This window comes from Xanthomonas fragariae (assembly GCF_900183975.1).
GTDB lineage: Bacteria > Pseudomonadota > Gammaproteobacteria > Xanthomonadales > Xanthomonadaceae > Xanthomonas > Xanthomonas fragariae.
In genome coordinates this window covers 4,075,147-4,088,583 of the sequence record NZ_LT853882.1, presented here as the reverse complement: position 1 = coordinate 4,088,583, position 13,437 = coordinate 4,075,147, and the positions used below count along the sequence as shown (strand labels likewise).

The following is a 13,437-nucleotide window of genomic DNA, read 5'->3' as shown; positions in this document are numbered from 1 at the left end:
CTGTGAACCACACGCAGTGGCAATCGCTACCGAGACGCGGCGCTTATGTGGCGGCGCTCAACGGCGCGCTCGGCGGCGGATGCATGAGCCTGTTCGCGGCCGGCGTGACGGTCACGGTGCTGCACGCCTGGCACTATTGGCCGGCGATGCTCGGCCTGACCCTGGGCGCTGCGCTGCTGGGTGCCTGGTTCGCAGTCAAACGGCATCGGCTCACCCATTGGAAACTCGACCCCCACGGCCTAGCGCTGCAACGCGGCCACCTGTGGCAAAGCGATACACGGATTCCGATCTCGCGCGTGCAGCACGTGGATTTGCGCCGCGGCCCGATCGAACGCGCCACGCAGCTGACCACGCTGGTGGTGCACACCGCCGGCAGCCGGCTCAACGCGGTGGCGCTGTCGGGGCTGGATCAGGGCGATGCCGAGCGCTTACGCGACCGCCTGGCCCGCCAGCTCGATCACGACGACGATGCGCTGTGAGTGCCATCGAACATTGCGGCGGCGACGAGCAGCGCTTGCATCCGTTGTCGTGGGTGTTCGTGTTGCTGCAGCAGATCCGCCAATTCCTGATTCCGCTGGCGGCATTGATCCTGTTCGGCAGCCGCGACGGCACTCGCGATTTCGCCGATCAGATCGCCACCTGTGTGGTCATCGCGCTACTGGTGGCGATTTCGGTGCTGCGTTACTTCACCTATCGCTACCGCATCGGCACCGATGGCGTGGCGATTCGTAGCGGCCTGCTGGAACGCAGCCGGCGCGATATTCCGTTCGCCCGCATCCACAACGTGGTGGTGCATCAATCGCTGCTGCATCGGTTGGCTGGCGTGGCCGAAGTGCGGCTGGAATCGGCCGGTGGCCGAAAGCCGGAAGCGCAAATGCGCGTGCTGCGGCTGGACCAGGCATTAGCGCTGGAAGATCTGATCCGTCGCCGCGCCAATGACGCCGATGCCACTGCACCGCAGATCGAAGACGACAGCACCTTGCTGCGCTTGCCGATGGCCGAAGTGATCCGGCTGGGTCTGATTTCCAATCGCGGTATGGTGGTGGTGGCTGCCTGCTTCGGTGTGAGCTACCAGATGATTCCGCGCCGTGCGGTATCCAACTTCGTCGAACACAACGGCGAGCTGGCGTATCGCTATGTCAGCCAGATCCATCCGGGCGCCACAGTGACCGCCGCGCTGCTGGTAATCGGCTCTTTGGCTGTGTTGATCGCGATGCGCGCGTTGTCGGTGGCCTTGGCGACGGCGCAGTACTACGGCTTTCGTCTGAGCGAATCCGAGCGCCGCCTCACCGTGGAACGCGGGCTGCTGACGCGTATTCGTAGCAGCGTTGCGTTGCGGCGTATCCAGTCGTGGACGCTATACGAAAGCCGCCTGCATCGCCTGTTCGGCCGTCGCCGATTGCGTGTGGACACCGCAGTGGTTGGTTCTGGCGATAACGAAGGCAGCGCCTTGAAAGAGCTCGCGCCGATCGTCGATCCGCAACGCTGCGATGCCTTGTTGCAGCGCCTGCTGCCCGGCATTGCTTGGCCCCCCGCGCAGTGGCAGTCAATCGCCACGCATTGCTGGTGGCGATTGAGTCTGCCAACACTGTTGCTGCTGCCGCCGGTGGTGGCCGGCCTGGCCTGGCACTGGGGCAGTCAAGCGTTGTGGTTGCTGCTGTGGCTGCCGTGGAGTGCATTCAAGGCACATCGCCAAATGCAGCACATGGGCTATGCGGTGGATGCGCGCTACGTGGCCGTGCGTGGCGGCTGGTGGAAGCGCTGGTGGCGGCTGGCCGAGCTGGACAAATTACAGGCGCTGCAACTGCAACGTTCGCCCTTGGATCGCCTGTCAGGCACCGCCACGCTCTGGCTGGACACTGCCGGCGCCAGCCCGACCGGGCCAGACTTGCGGCTGCGCTTTGTGCCGTTTGCCCAGGCCCAGGCGCTGCAGGCGCAACTCGACGCGGCGCTGGCGCGACGCAAGCTGCGTTGGTGATCGGCTTTCATGATCAGGTCGGCGATGAGTACGGGGCGAACATATCGACACGCGCGTTGTCGCTGATCACGTTCAGCGCTGCGCCGGACCCCAATAACCAAGCTCGCGGCGAATCTGCAGACCACGCCATAGCGCACCCAACGGCTTGCGCCGCAGCATGCCGAGTTTGCCGGCAATGAAATCCTCGGTCGCTGCAACCACCCGCTCGGAAGACTGCCCATCGCGATACGGATGGATCGCGTCGGCATAACTGGTCAGCGCGCTGCGTAGCTCCGCATCTGGCGCCAGCGCGCGCGCCAGATGCTGCGGCAAATGCCCAGGCTGTCGAAAGTCGAGCATATGCGGCTGCGGCATCCGGTTGCGGAAGGTCACCACCGGTTTGTGCTGCACCACGAACTCGGACACGATCGATGAGGTGTCCGAGACCAGCACATCGGCCGCACGTTGCGCGGCCATGACTTGTTCGGGCTCGACAAAACGTGCGTTGGCACCGGCCAGCGCGCGATAGCGATCAAATAATTCCGGTGCGCACTTGGGGTGCAAGGTGAGCAGCCAGTAATGCGCACCGCGTGCGATATCGGCGGCGATGTCATCGTAGAGCGTCGGCGCAGCGCTCAAGCGCTCGGTGAAGGTCGAGCCGAACAGGATCACTGGGCGACCGCTGGCTGGCGCGCGCAGTGCGGCGCTACGGCCGCCATCGTCGCCGAACACCGGGTCGAGTTTGGGCCAGCCGGTTTCAACCACCGCGAAATGCCCTTCGCGCTGCGCCAACGCACGGAACGGCGCAGTAGTGGCCGGACCTTGCGAGCAATACAGATCGAATAAGCCGCGCACGCGGAAATGCCCGCGATTGTCTTGGCGTTTTTGCACGTTGAAACCGTGGAAGAGCTGCACCTTGGCGCCCGAAATAAACGGCGGCACCCAATTGGCCGCGCTGAACACCGCGCGCGGACGCAAGGCCAGCACATCGCGCAGGCCGACCTCGTGCACACCCGGCATCACCAGCCCGCGTGCACCGCCCTCGAACCAGGCCGACACCGCGTGACCGGAGGCCTGTAATGCCTGAGCCAATGGCGCCAGAATAGGCAACGCATAACGCTCCGTTGCGAACAGCAGGTATTCGGCCATCACATGTCCTCTTCGACCGCACCCGACGAACGGCCTTGCATTTCCGCCTGCATTATCGCGTTCAACGAGGCCGATCGCCTACGCGACTGTCTGACCTCGCTGGCGTTCTGCGACGAGATCGTGGTGGTGGACTCCGGCTCCACCGATGCAACTGTGGCAATCGCGACGGCGCAGGGCGCACGCGTACTGCAGTGCGTCTTTGACGGCTATCGCAGCCAGAAGGCTTTTTGTGTCGGGCAGGCCAGCTACGACTGGGTGCTGTGCCTGGATGCCGACGAACGCGTGAGCGACGCGTTGCGCGCGTCGATCGTTGCCGCACGCGATGCCGGCTTCGCCAATGCGGCCGGCTATCGGTTCGCACGGTTATCGGATTATTTCGGCCGATTCCTGCGCCATGGCAATGCTTATCCGGATCGGGTGCTGCGATTGTTCGATCGACGCCGTGGCGGCTGGCGCGGCAATCGCCAGATCCATGAGGCGGCCAGTGTCGATGGGGCCGTGGTGACGCTGGCGGGCGACTTGATCCACTATCCGTATCGCTCCCTGGCGCAGCAATTGGCCAAGACCCAGCGCTACGCGCAAATGATGGCCGAGCACGAGTACGCCCGCGGCAAACGCGCGACCTGGAGCAAGCTGGTGCTGGCACCGGCCTGGCGTTTCTGGCGCGGTTATCTGCTGCGTGGTGGGTTTCGCGACGGCTGGCACGGGCTGATCTACGCCTATGTACGCGCCAACTACGTGCGCCAGAAGACCATCGTGCTGTGGCTGTTGCAGCACGATCAACCGGTGCAGGACCCGCCGCGGGCGGACGATCAGCGCGGCGATTAAAAGCAACTAACACCACCACCTCACTCACGCCAGGCTGCGATCGGCACCTCGAATCCGCAGCGCTCGGCTACATTCCGGTTGTCAGCGCGAGATCCGCACCCACCGGAAGTTAGGCCTTGTTAGCCGCGCCAGCCGCGGCCTGCTGCGCCTGGCGCGCCGCCAAGCCGGACAGCACACCCACCATCGCCGTGTAGAAACTCGCCGATACTTGGTGCGCGAACATCGACTGGGTCAATCCGCACAATGCGTAACTCATCACGATCATCACACCGGCCGCTGCCGGGCCACGGAACTGACGCTGCCCGCTGCGTCGATGCAGGCATACAAAGACCCACAGCGGCACGCCATAGACCGCGATCAGCAGCAGCACCCCGGGGATGCCCTGGGTCGCCCCCCACTCAGCCAGATCGTTATGCGCGTGACCAAGATGACAGCGCAGCAACCAAGTATCGTCTGCGCATACCGGCAGTTCGCGCATCGCATCATCGAAACGGCCGACACCGACGCCGGTCAACGGATGCGCTCTCAAGGTGTCCCACGCCACATGCAAACGTTCGATACGAGCACCGGCAGACGAATCGCTGTCGCCGACTTCGTAACGCTGCAAATCGCTTTGCAACTCGCCAAGGCGCATCTGATCGGTCAACGCCGGCACGCTGACGACCACGCCCACTCCCAGTACCGCGCTGCCGACGAAAGTCAGCAAGCGCATGCGTGCGCTGTGCCACGGCGCCCCCCAGATCAACACGCCCAAAGTCACCAGCAACGACAGCCACACACCGCGGCTGCCGCTGAGCACGATCACCATCACCGTGGCGATGGCGGCGCCCACCAACCAACGCACATTGCCGACCGGGCGACAGAACACCGCCACCACCAGCAACATCAGCGCGATATCGGCAAACACAATCGCATTGGTCCAACCTTCCGCGCGGTCGGCACCGTTCATCACCTGCAGCATGGCAATCAGCATCGCCGCGAACACACCGGTCAGCGCGCCGCGCCATAGCCAGACTTGGCGCGGCTGCAATGCGTAAGCCCACAACGCCGCCCATGGCAGCACCAGAAAGCGCGAGCGGTTGTCGACATCGCGCAGCCCGTGTTCGAACAACGCAATCGACAGCAGCGACATCGCGATCACCGCTGCCGTCAGCCAGCACAGTGCGCGTAACGACCAACTACACGAGGCGATGCCCACGCGCAGGCTGCGCCAACCGACCAGCGAGCCAAGCAACAAGCACAGGCCGAATGGCAGCAGCCCGCTCGGCATGCTGACCACCAGTGCGGTCAACGCGAACACGCCCAGCTCGGCGATACCCACGCCTACCCGCGATGCGATAGGGGCAGACTGCGGGAGCGAAGCGGGCTGAGTGCGCAAGGAATTCATCGAAACATCGGTGGAGAAAGGGAGGCAAAGCAGACGACAGGCATCGGCAGCGGACCAAGATAACGATGCTTCGCATGAATCCTTGCTAGACAGCAACCAGCACGGGCATTGACGCAGTACAGATGGCACCACGGATGTGCGCTCGATCGCTTCGTTCGCTGCCTCATTCGGAATCCAGGTTGCCCTGCTCCTTCTCTTCAACTGCGCGCTCATTGGAGCCAGCCACGCAGTCGCTGTGAACGGCATCGGCCGGCACCAGCCACCACCGGCGGCGATTGGCAACTCCCACCAATTGGCTGCGACTGCGATCCACACAGGCCAGCAATGCGGTCTCCTGCGCCATCAACCAGCGCCGGTCAGGTTGCGCTGCCTGCCAAGCCACACCCTGCTGCAATTGTTTTTCCCATGGCACCTTGAAGCCGAAGGTCTGCGCAGGGCGGTCGGCCATCAGCAGGTTCTGTTCCTTCCATGCCACGAGCCCGAGCTGCGCATCCGGGCCGATGCGGTGCCCGGCTTCGCGCATCACCGCGCCCGCCGAGCTGGAGTCGTTGAAGATGGGGTAGCAGACCAGACCGAACGCCACCCACCACGCGCCAAGCAGCGAGACCAGCGCAAGCGCGGAGCGGCGCACCCGCAACAACAGCAGGCTGGCGATACCCCACAGACCGACTGCCAGCAGCAGCCAACCCAGCGGGCCGGTCGCTTCGCTGCCGACCCCGCGGCTATCCATGATCTTCTGCTCGAAGCCTGGATGCCCGATCAGCATCGCCGCGCCACCGGCGCTGAACAGCGCCGCCAGCAGCAATCCGAATCCGAACAGCAGCCGCTGCACGCCGACCCGACGCAGCAGGCCCGGCGCCAACGGCGCCAGGGCCAGGCAGAACATCGGCAGCGCCGGCAGGATATAGACATCGCGCTTGCCGCTGGGAATGGTGAAAAATACCAGCACCAACAACCACCACCCCAGCGGCAGCAGATAGCGCGGATCGCGCCGCCGCAGCCGGCGCCGCCAAGCCGGGATCGCCCAAGGCAGCAGCAAAATGGTCGGCAGCCACAGCGTGGCCATGCTCTGCAGGTGGTACCAGATCGGCTGCGCATGATCCCAGGAACTGGCATAGCGCTTGGCGGTCTGGCGCAGCAGGATGTCGTTGAGATACACGCGGTATTCGGGCTGGCCTGCGGTCAGCGCGGCCACCATCATCGGCACGAACCACAGCCCGATCGCGACGAAGAAAAACAGCGGCCCCAGCCAGAAGCGCCGATCGCGCACATCCACGCGCACGCCTGGCCAGCGACGCGCCGCGGCAATCCCGGCCGGAATCAGCATCAGCAGCGCGATCACGCCCACCCCTTTGGTGATCACGCCCAGCCCGGCGGCAAACCATCCCAGCGTCCACCAGCGCCAGGCAGGCCCCATCAGCAGATGGCGCAGCAGCCCGTAATTGGCCAGGGTGATCCAGAACACCACCAACGGATCGATCTGCGCCTTCTTGGCCTGGAAGGTGAAGTGCAGCGTAAACAGCAGCATCCAGGCCGCATATGCACCCACGCGCCGGGTCCACAACCGCCGCCCCAGGTCATAAACGCAGGCCAGCGTGCCCAATGCGGCCAGCAGCGACGGCAGCAGGAAGGCCACCCGCCAATTGCCCAGCAGCGTGTAGCACAGCGCCTGCAGCCACATCAGCATCGGCGGTTTGTCCGAATACAGCTCGTTGCCGCGATGCGGGAACAGCCAGTCGCCACTCAACACCATCTGCTTGGCGACCAGCGCAAAGCGCGGCTCATCCGCCGGCCACGGGTCACGCAAGCCCAGGCCGGCGCCGATCACCAACACAGCGGTGATGGCCAGCAGCCAGAAATTTTTGGAAGCACGGGTCTTGAGCATGTCGGGCCGCAATGGACGCAAAAGGTGGAGCGCTACACTCAGCGCGCGATCAAGAGGCTTTTAGCAAAAGCGCGTAGAAAAATCCGTCGCAGTGCTGCTCGCCTGGAAACCGCTGACGCCCCGGACCTGCTGCATGACCGAACGGCGCAGCCAACGGCTGCGCCTGCGCATCCGGGGTGCGCTGCAGAAACGACTCGACCTGCGCCTTGTTTTCGCGCGCAAGCAGCGAGCAGGTGGTGTAGAGCAACTGCCCGCCCGGGCGCAGCGTGCGCCAGGTCGCATCGAGCAGGCGCGCCTGCAGTCCAGACAAGGCACCGATATCGTCGGCGCGGCGATGTAGCAACACGTCGGGCTGACGCCGCACCACACCGGTGGCCGAACAGGGAGCGTCCAGCAACACCGCATCAAACGGCTGCCCGTTCCACCAAGCTTCGGTATCGGTGGTATCTGCGGCATGCAGTGCCACCTGCGCGCTCGGTACGGTGCGCCGCAAGGTCTGCTGCACGCGTTCCAGCCGGCGCGCATCCACGTCCAGCGCGGTGAGCTGCAAACCGGGATGGCGTTCCAACAGATGCGCCGCTTTGCCGCCGGGCGCAGCGCAGGCATCGAGCACGCGCGCCGATGGGGCCAGCATCAGCGCATCGGCCACCTGCTGCGCAGAGCCGTCTTGCACCGAGACATCGCCTTCGGCAAAGCCCGGCAAATGGCTCACCGGCACCGCGCTGTGCAGGCGCACCGCGTCGGGCAGCATTGTATCGGTCTGCGCGCCGATACCCAGTTCGGCCAGACGTGCAACGTAAGTGACGGGGTCGGTACGCGAGCGCTGCACACGCAGCCACATCGGCGCCACCTGCGCGCTCGCTATAAAAATGGTCTCTGCGCGATCGCCCCAGTCCGCACGCAGTTGCTTGCGAAGCCACGATGGCCAGCCGGCATCGGCCGATACCGCCGGAAACCCTTCGCGCTGCGCGCGCCGCAGGACCGCGTTGACCATGCCGGCCTGACGCGGTCGGCCGAGTGCGCGGCACGCGTCCACGGTAGCCGACAGTGACGCATGTGCCGGCAGTTGCAGCACATCGAGCTGTGCGAAGCCGGTCATCAGCAACGCCTTGAGTTCGGCATCGCGTCGCGGCAACGGGCGCTCCAGCCACTGCCGCAATGCGGCCTCGTAGGCTGGGTGGCGGCGTATCACCGCAAAACAGATCGCCTCCACTAACGCGCGGTCGCGCGGATCGCTCACGCCGGGCAAGGTCACAGCCAGTTCGGCCTTCAACGAGCGGCCCTGATCGAACACTGCCGTCAGCACCCGTGCCGCAGCCAGGCGCGAGGCAACGCCGGCGGTCGCGGTATCGGCCGACATCAGCGCAGCGCCGGGAGATCGCGGCGCGCGTTGAGGTAATCGGCAGCAGTGATCGCTTTACCGCCCTCGCGCTGCAACACGCGCACCCGCAGCGCGCCCTCACCGCATGCGATGTCGATGCCCTGCTTGCTGGCCGCGAGCAACCTGCCCGGCGGCTGCTGGTGGGCCAGATCCAGCGCCACCGCGCCATGCAAGCGCACGCGCTCGCCGGCCAGGATCGCCTCGGCCACCGGCCACGGATTGAATGCACGCACGCGCCGCGCCAGTTCCTGTGCCGGCTGTGCCCAATCCAGGCGTGCCTGCGCCTTGTCCAACTTGTGCGCGTAGGTCACGCCTTCGGCAGGCTGCGGTTGCACGACCGGGCGAATGCCGGCACGCAGCAAACCCAGGCCATCGGATAGCACCTGCGCGCCCAGCGCGGCCAGGCGATCGTGCAGCTGCCCGCCGGTTTCCTGCTCACCGATTTCCAGCCGTTGCGACAGCAGCACCGGGCCGGTATCCAAACCGGCTTCCATCTGCATCAGGCACACCCCGGTTTCGGTATCGCCGGCCTCGATCGCGCGCTGGATCGGCGCGGCGCCACGCCAACGCGGCAGGAGCGAAGCATGCAAGTTCCAGCAGCCATGGGTTGGCGCGGCCAGCACGGCCTTGGGCAGGATCAAACCGTAGGCAACCACCACCATCAAATCGGCATTGAGCGCACGCAGTGTGGCCAACGCCTCGGGCGAACGCAGGGTCTGCGGTTGGAACACCGGAATGCCACGCGCGATCGCTTCCATCTTGACCGGCGACGGCGTCAGCCCACGACCGCGGCCAGCAGGCCGATCCGGTTGGGTATAGACAGCAACCACTTCATGCCGCTGCGCGGCAGCGCGCAACGACGCGACGGCGAAATCCGGCGTACCGGCAAATACGATTTTCATTGGGCGGGGATTCGAAAGTGAAGATTTGGGATTCGCAACGGCAGATGCGGCGACCGGGGTGAGACTCGGCGTAACGGTAAGGCCGGGATTCGGGAGTTGGGATTCGCAAGGGCGGATCCGGCGCGATTGGCGCCAGACCAGGCGCTTCCAGCCCCTGAAGATTCGGTGCTTTCTGCGGGAAATGGCTTGTCCAATCCCGAATCAATGCCGGCTTTCAGACCCACCTGTGCACGCGGACCGCGCGTCGCAATGAAGACATGCGCCATACCCTCAAGACACGCGCAACATTGAGCCGGGATTCCCGATTGGAGATTGGCAACAACGGTGTCGGTAACCGGTCAGAAAACCCGCTTTTCCAATCCCCAATCCCAGCCGTCAGGCCACATGCTTGCGCTGTTTGGCCAGCTTCTTGCGCACCATCTCGCGCTTGAGCGGCGACAGATAATCCACGAACAACTTGCCGTCCAGATGGTCCATTTCATGCTGGATGCACACCGCCAGCAGGCCGTCGGTGCTCAGTTCTTGCGCCTGTCCTTGACGGTCGAAATAACGCACCGTGATTGCATCGGCGCGGCTGACATCGGCATAGATACCCGGCACCGAGAGGCAGCCTTCCTGATTCAGCTGCTCGCCTTGCTTGCTCACGATTTCCGGATTGATGAACACTTGCGGGAGGTTTTTCTCGTCGCTGACGTCGATCACCATGAAACGCTTATGCACGTCCACCTGACTGGCGGCCAGGCCGATGCCGGGTGCCTCGTACATGGTCTGGAACATGTCGTCGAGCAAAGTCTGAAACGCCGGGCTGGTAACCTCGGCAGCATCGACCTGCACTGCCTTGGTACGCAGCCGCGGGTCGGGAAATTCGAGAATAGGGAGCAAAGCCATGGGATTACCCGTCTGGAAACACCGGCGCAGCGCCGGCAAGACGGTGCCATTCTAGCGCAATGCTTGCGTGGCACCCCGGTTTCTGGACTATAGTCGGAGGACCTGTTGGGGAATCAGGCAAGAAGGCACTCATGTTGAACCGACTTCGTACGGTCGTCGCTGTGGCGATGCTGACCGTCGCGACCTACGCTGCGGCGCAAGCGGTGGGCGAACATCCAGATACTTACGTGGTCCGCAAGGGGGATACCCTTTGGGACATCGCTGGGCGTTTTCTGCGAAAGCCGTGGCTGTGGCCGGAAATCTGGCAAGCCAATCCGCAGATCGAGAATCCGCATCTGATCTATCCGGGTGACGTGATCAGCCTGGCCTACCTGGACCGCGTCGCCAAGGGCACTGTTCAGCCCGGCCCGCGTCAGGAAGCACCTATCAACGCGATTCCGTTGGCAGACGTCGAGCCATTTTTGAAGAGTCAGCGCGTGACCGACAACGTCGACCGCTTGCCGTATGTGGTTGGTCTGGAAGGCGGGCGTTCGCGTGCCACCACCGGTCAGGTTGCCTACGTGGTCGGTCTGGAAGGCGCACAGCCGGGTCAGCGCTTTGCAGTGGTACGCCCGACGGTGAAGTTCAGCCTGCCCAAACACAACGAGGACCTAGATGCGGTCGGCAATATCACTGCTGGCTCCGGCAACATCTGGAAGAACTACATCGCGCCGAGCACGCGCGGTGAGTTCCTCGGCTATGAAATGGCGCAGGTCAACGTCGGCACCATCACTCGCAGCGCAGCGGGCGGCAACTCCAAGGCGGCGACGCTGCTGTTGCAGGACAGCGGTCGCGAAGTGCGGGCCGGCGATCGCATCGTCGCAGTCGAAGCGCAGCCGTACGATCTGCAGTTCATTCCGCATCCACCGTCGGAACAGGCGTTGCAGACCGAGTTGCGCGTGCTGGCCATCTCCGATGCGTTCACCGTCGGCGGTACGCGCGATGTGATCGCCATCTCCGGTGGCGCACGCGAAGGCATCAACAACGGCACGGTGTTCTCGATCTGGCGCAAAGGCCGCACGGTCAGCGACCGGATCAAGCACTCGCGCTTCTCGCGAACCGACGATGACTTCAGCGGCCCGGCCGGCTCCACCGTTGGCCTGCCCGACGAATACGCCTCGCATGCGATGGTGTTCCGCACCTTCGACAAGGTCAGCTATGCGCTGGTGATGGAAAGCGTCAAGCCGACCGGCCTGGGTTATTTCGTCAAGCATCCAGACGCGCGGTAAGCGCGGCAAAATCCGATGCGGTAACGCGACGGCACCTGAGGGCGCCGCCGTCGTTTGCAGCCTAGGCTGGATGCATGGCCCTGACCGCTCCCGATTTGCGTGCACTTTTAATACTGCTCCTGGCTGGTGGCCGCACCCTGCCACGCCGTGCGCTACTGACGTCTTTCGCTTCACCAGCCGGGATCCTGGAGGCCGGGCCTGATGTCTGGCGCTCTGCTGGCTGCAACGAGGTCCAATCGGCGAACCTGCAGACACCTGAAGAACAAGCCCTGGACACAGCGTTGCGCTGGTGCGAGCAGCCACAGCATCACGTGATCGGTTGGCACGATCCGGACTACCCGGCCCTGCTGCGCCATATCGCCAATCCACCACTAGCGTTGTTCGTCGACGGCGACCCGAACGCGCTGTGGCATCCGGCCGTCGCGGTGGTTGGTAGCCGCACGGCCACGGCGGGAGGTCGCGACCACACCCGCGCGTTCGCCTCCAGTCTGGCGAGCGCCGGGCTGGGCATCGTCAGCGGCATGGCGGCAGGCGTGGATGCGATCGCACACGAGGCTGCACTTTCTCGCCCTGACGGCATCACCGTGGCGGTGGTCGGCACCGGCGCCGACGTGGCCTATCCCCCTAACCATCACCGCTTGCGCGACCGCATCGCTGCACGCGGCGTAGTGGTTAGCGAGTACCTGCCCGGGACCAAGCCGGTTGCGGCGCACTTCCCGGCCCGCAACCGGATCATCGCCGGGCTGGCCTTGGGCACCTTGGTAGTCGAAGCGGCGATGCGCTCGGGTGCGCTGATCACCGCGCGTCTGGCGGCCGAGGCTGGGCGCGAGGTATTCGCCTTGCCCGGTTCGCTGCACAATCCGCTCGCGCGCGGCTGCCATCACTTGATCCGGCAAGGCGCCACCCTCGCACAGGAACCTGCCCAAATCATCGACGGCCTGGGCCTGCTGTCAGGCGAATTGGCCGCCGCCTTGCGCGAGCGCCTGGCCGCCCCCGCCGAGTTGACCAGAACAACGCCGAAAGCCACTTCTTCGCGTTCGGACCCCGACTACCATCGCTTGTGGCAGGCACTGGGCTATGACCCAATCCCTATGGATACATTGGTGCAACGCACCGGATTGACGGTTGCCGCGCTGTCCTCCATGCTACTGATCATGGAACTGGAGGGAGACGTGGTCACCGAGCACGGTCGCTATACCCGCAATCCCTAGTTTCTTCACCTCCACAGCGTCGCGCGACGCAGGCCGAGGAGCAATGAAAGAGAGCATTCTCGATGTACTGTTGTACCTGTTTGAACATTATTTCAGCGAGGACGCGGACTTGGTCCGTGACCGTGACTCGCTTCAGAACGGCCTGATCCAAGCCGGCTTCAGTCCCGCGGAAATCAGCAAAGCCTTCGATTGGCTGGACGCGCTCTCCGAGCAGCGGCCCAGCGTCGCGCGCCCGCATGTTGATGGACCTGTCCGCATCTATCACGGCCCGGAGCTGGACAAGCTCGATGTCGACTGCCGCGGATTTCTGCTGTTTCTCGAGCAATACCGCATTCTCGACGCCGACCAGCGCGAGTTGGTGCTGGACCGCGCCATGGCATTGGACCAGGACGAGCTGGACCTGGACGACCTCAAGTGGGTGGTGTTGATGGTGTTGTTTAACCAGCCGGGTGCAGAAGCGGCCTATGCCTGGATGGAAACGCAGATGTTCCTGGACGAGCCTGAACCCATAAACTAACGTTTCGAAGACGCCACGGAAGCGCGCGCGAGGGGGCGGTGATGAGCAGTTGGTATTAGCCGAT

12 protein-coding genes are annotated in these 13,437 nt (G+C 64.4%); 6 read left to right on the top strand and 6 right to left on the bottom strand.

Annotation, left to right across the window (positions count from 1 at the left end; genetic code table 11):
* Positions 1-2: 2 nt before the first annotated feature.
* Together PD885_RS18970 and PD885_RS18965 are read left to right on the top strand one after the other, a co-directional pair.
* Complete coding sequence (locus tag PD885_RS18970; protein WP_002809340.1) at positions 3-479, top strand: PH domain-containing protein; 477 nt, start codon at positions 3-5, stop codon at positions 477-479.
* Positions 476-1,978 (top strand): PH domain-containing protein, encoded by a 1,503-nt coding sequence (locus PD885_RS18965; RefSeq protein WP_002809341.1) that lies wholly within the window; start codon positions 476-478, stop codon positions 1,976-1,978. Before PD885_RS18970 ends, PD885_RS18965 begins: the two co-directional genes overlap by 4 nt.
* Positions 1,979-2,050: 72 nt before the next feature.
* Here the strand turns inward: PD885_RS18965 and PD885_RS18960 are convergent, their stop codons facing one another.
* A complete protein-coding gene (locus PD885_RS18960; protein WP_087946464.1) occupies positions 2,051-3,109 on the bottom strand; it encodes a CDP-glycerol glycerophosphotransferase family protein in 1,059 nt (352 codons plus the stop codon).
* On the opposite strand from PD885_RS18960, the gene PD885_RS18955 reads away from it, so the two are divergent.
* Positions 3,110-3,934: a glycosyltransferase family 2 protein gene (locus PD885_RS18955; RefSeq protein ID WP_002809346.1), complete on the top strand. Its 825-nt coding sequence runs from the start codon at positions 3,110-3,112 to the stop codon at positions 3,932-3,934.
* Positions 3,935-4,043: 109 nt separating this feature from the next.
* Here the strand turns inward: PD885_RS18955 and PD885_RS18950 are convergent, their stop codons facing one another.
* The 5 genes from PD885_RS18950 to def all read right to left on the bottom strand — a co-directional run bounded on the left by PD885_RS18950 (position 4,044) and on the right by def (position 10,377).
* Positions 4,044-5,321, bottom strand: coding sequence for an O-antigen ligase family protein (locus PD885_RS18950; RefSeq protein WP_002809348.1), 1,278 nt, complete (start codon positions 5,319-5,321; stop codon positions 4,044-4,046).
* A gap of 163 nt (positions 5,322-5,484) precedes the next feature.
* The gene (locus tag PD885_RS18945) at positions 5,485-7,206 is read right to left on the bottom strand and encodes an ArnT family glycosyltransferase (protein WP_002809350.1); all 1,722 of its coding nucleotides are present in this window, start codon (positions 7,204-7,206) and stop codon (positions 5,485-5,487) included.
* A gap of 49 nt (positions 7,207-7,255) precedes the next feature.
* Positions 7,256-8,566 (bottom strand): 16S rRNA (cytosine(967)-C(5))-methyltransferase RsmB, encoded by a 1,311-nt coding sequence (rsmB, locus tag PD885_RS18940; protein ID WP_088057060.1) that lies wholly within the window; start codon positions 8,564-8,566, stop codon positions 7,256-7,258.
* Positions 8,566-9,489 carry a methionyl-tRNA formyltransferase gene (gene fmt, locus PD885_RS18935; protein WP_002809354.1) on the bottom strand — a complete coding sequence of 308 codons (924 nt, stop codon included), beginning with the start codon at positions 9,487-9,489 and terminating at the stop codon, positions 8,566-8,568. The genes rsmB and fmt overlap by 1 nt, the downstream gene beginning before the upstream one ends.
* A gap of 375 nt (positions 9,490-9,864) precedes the next feature.
* Positions 9,865-10,377, bottom strand: coding sequence for a peptide deformylase (def, locus tag PD885_RS18930; protein WP_002809356.1), 513 nt, complete (start codon positions 10,375-10,377; stop codon positions 9,865-9,867).
* Between the two features lie 131 nt (positions 10,378-10,508).
* Between def and PD885_RS18925 the strand changes: the two genes are divergently transcribed.
* The 3 genes from PD885_RS18925 (at position 10,509) to PD885_RS18915 (ending at position 13,373) form a co-directional block, all read left to right on the top strand.
* On the top strand, positions 10,509-11,645 hold the full coding sequence (locus tag PD885_RS18925) for a LysM peptidoglycan-binding domain-containing protein (protein WP_002809358.1): 1,137 nt from the start codon (positions 10,509-10,511) through the stop codon (positions 11,643-11,645).
* A 74-nt stretch (positions 11,646-11,719) separates the two neighbouring features.
* Positions 11,720-12,856, top strand: coding sequence for a DNA-processing protein DprA (gene dprA / locus PD885_RS18920; RefSeq protein WP_002809360.1), 1,137 nt, complete (start codon positions 11,720-11,722; stop codon positions 12,854-12,856).
* Between the two features lie 43 nt (positions 12,857-12,899).
* Positions 12,900-13,373: a DUF494 family protein gene (locus tag PD885_RS18915; protein ID WP_002809362.1), complete on the top strand. Its 474-nt coding sequence runs from the start codon at positions 12,900-12,902 to the stop codon at positions 13,371-13,373.
* Positions 13,374-13,437: the final 64 nt, after the last annotated feature.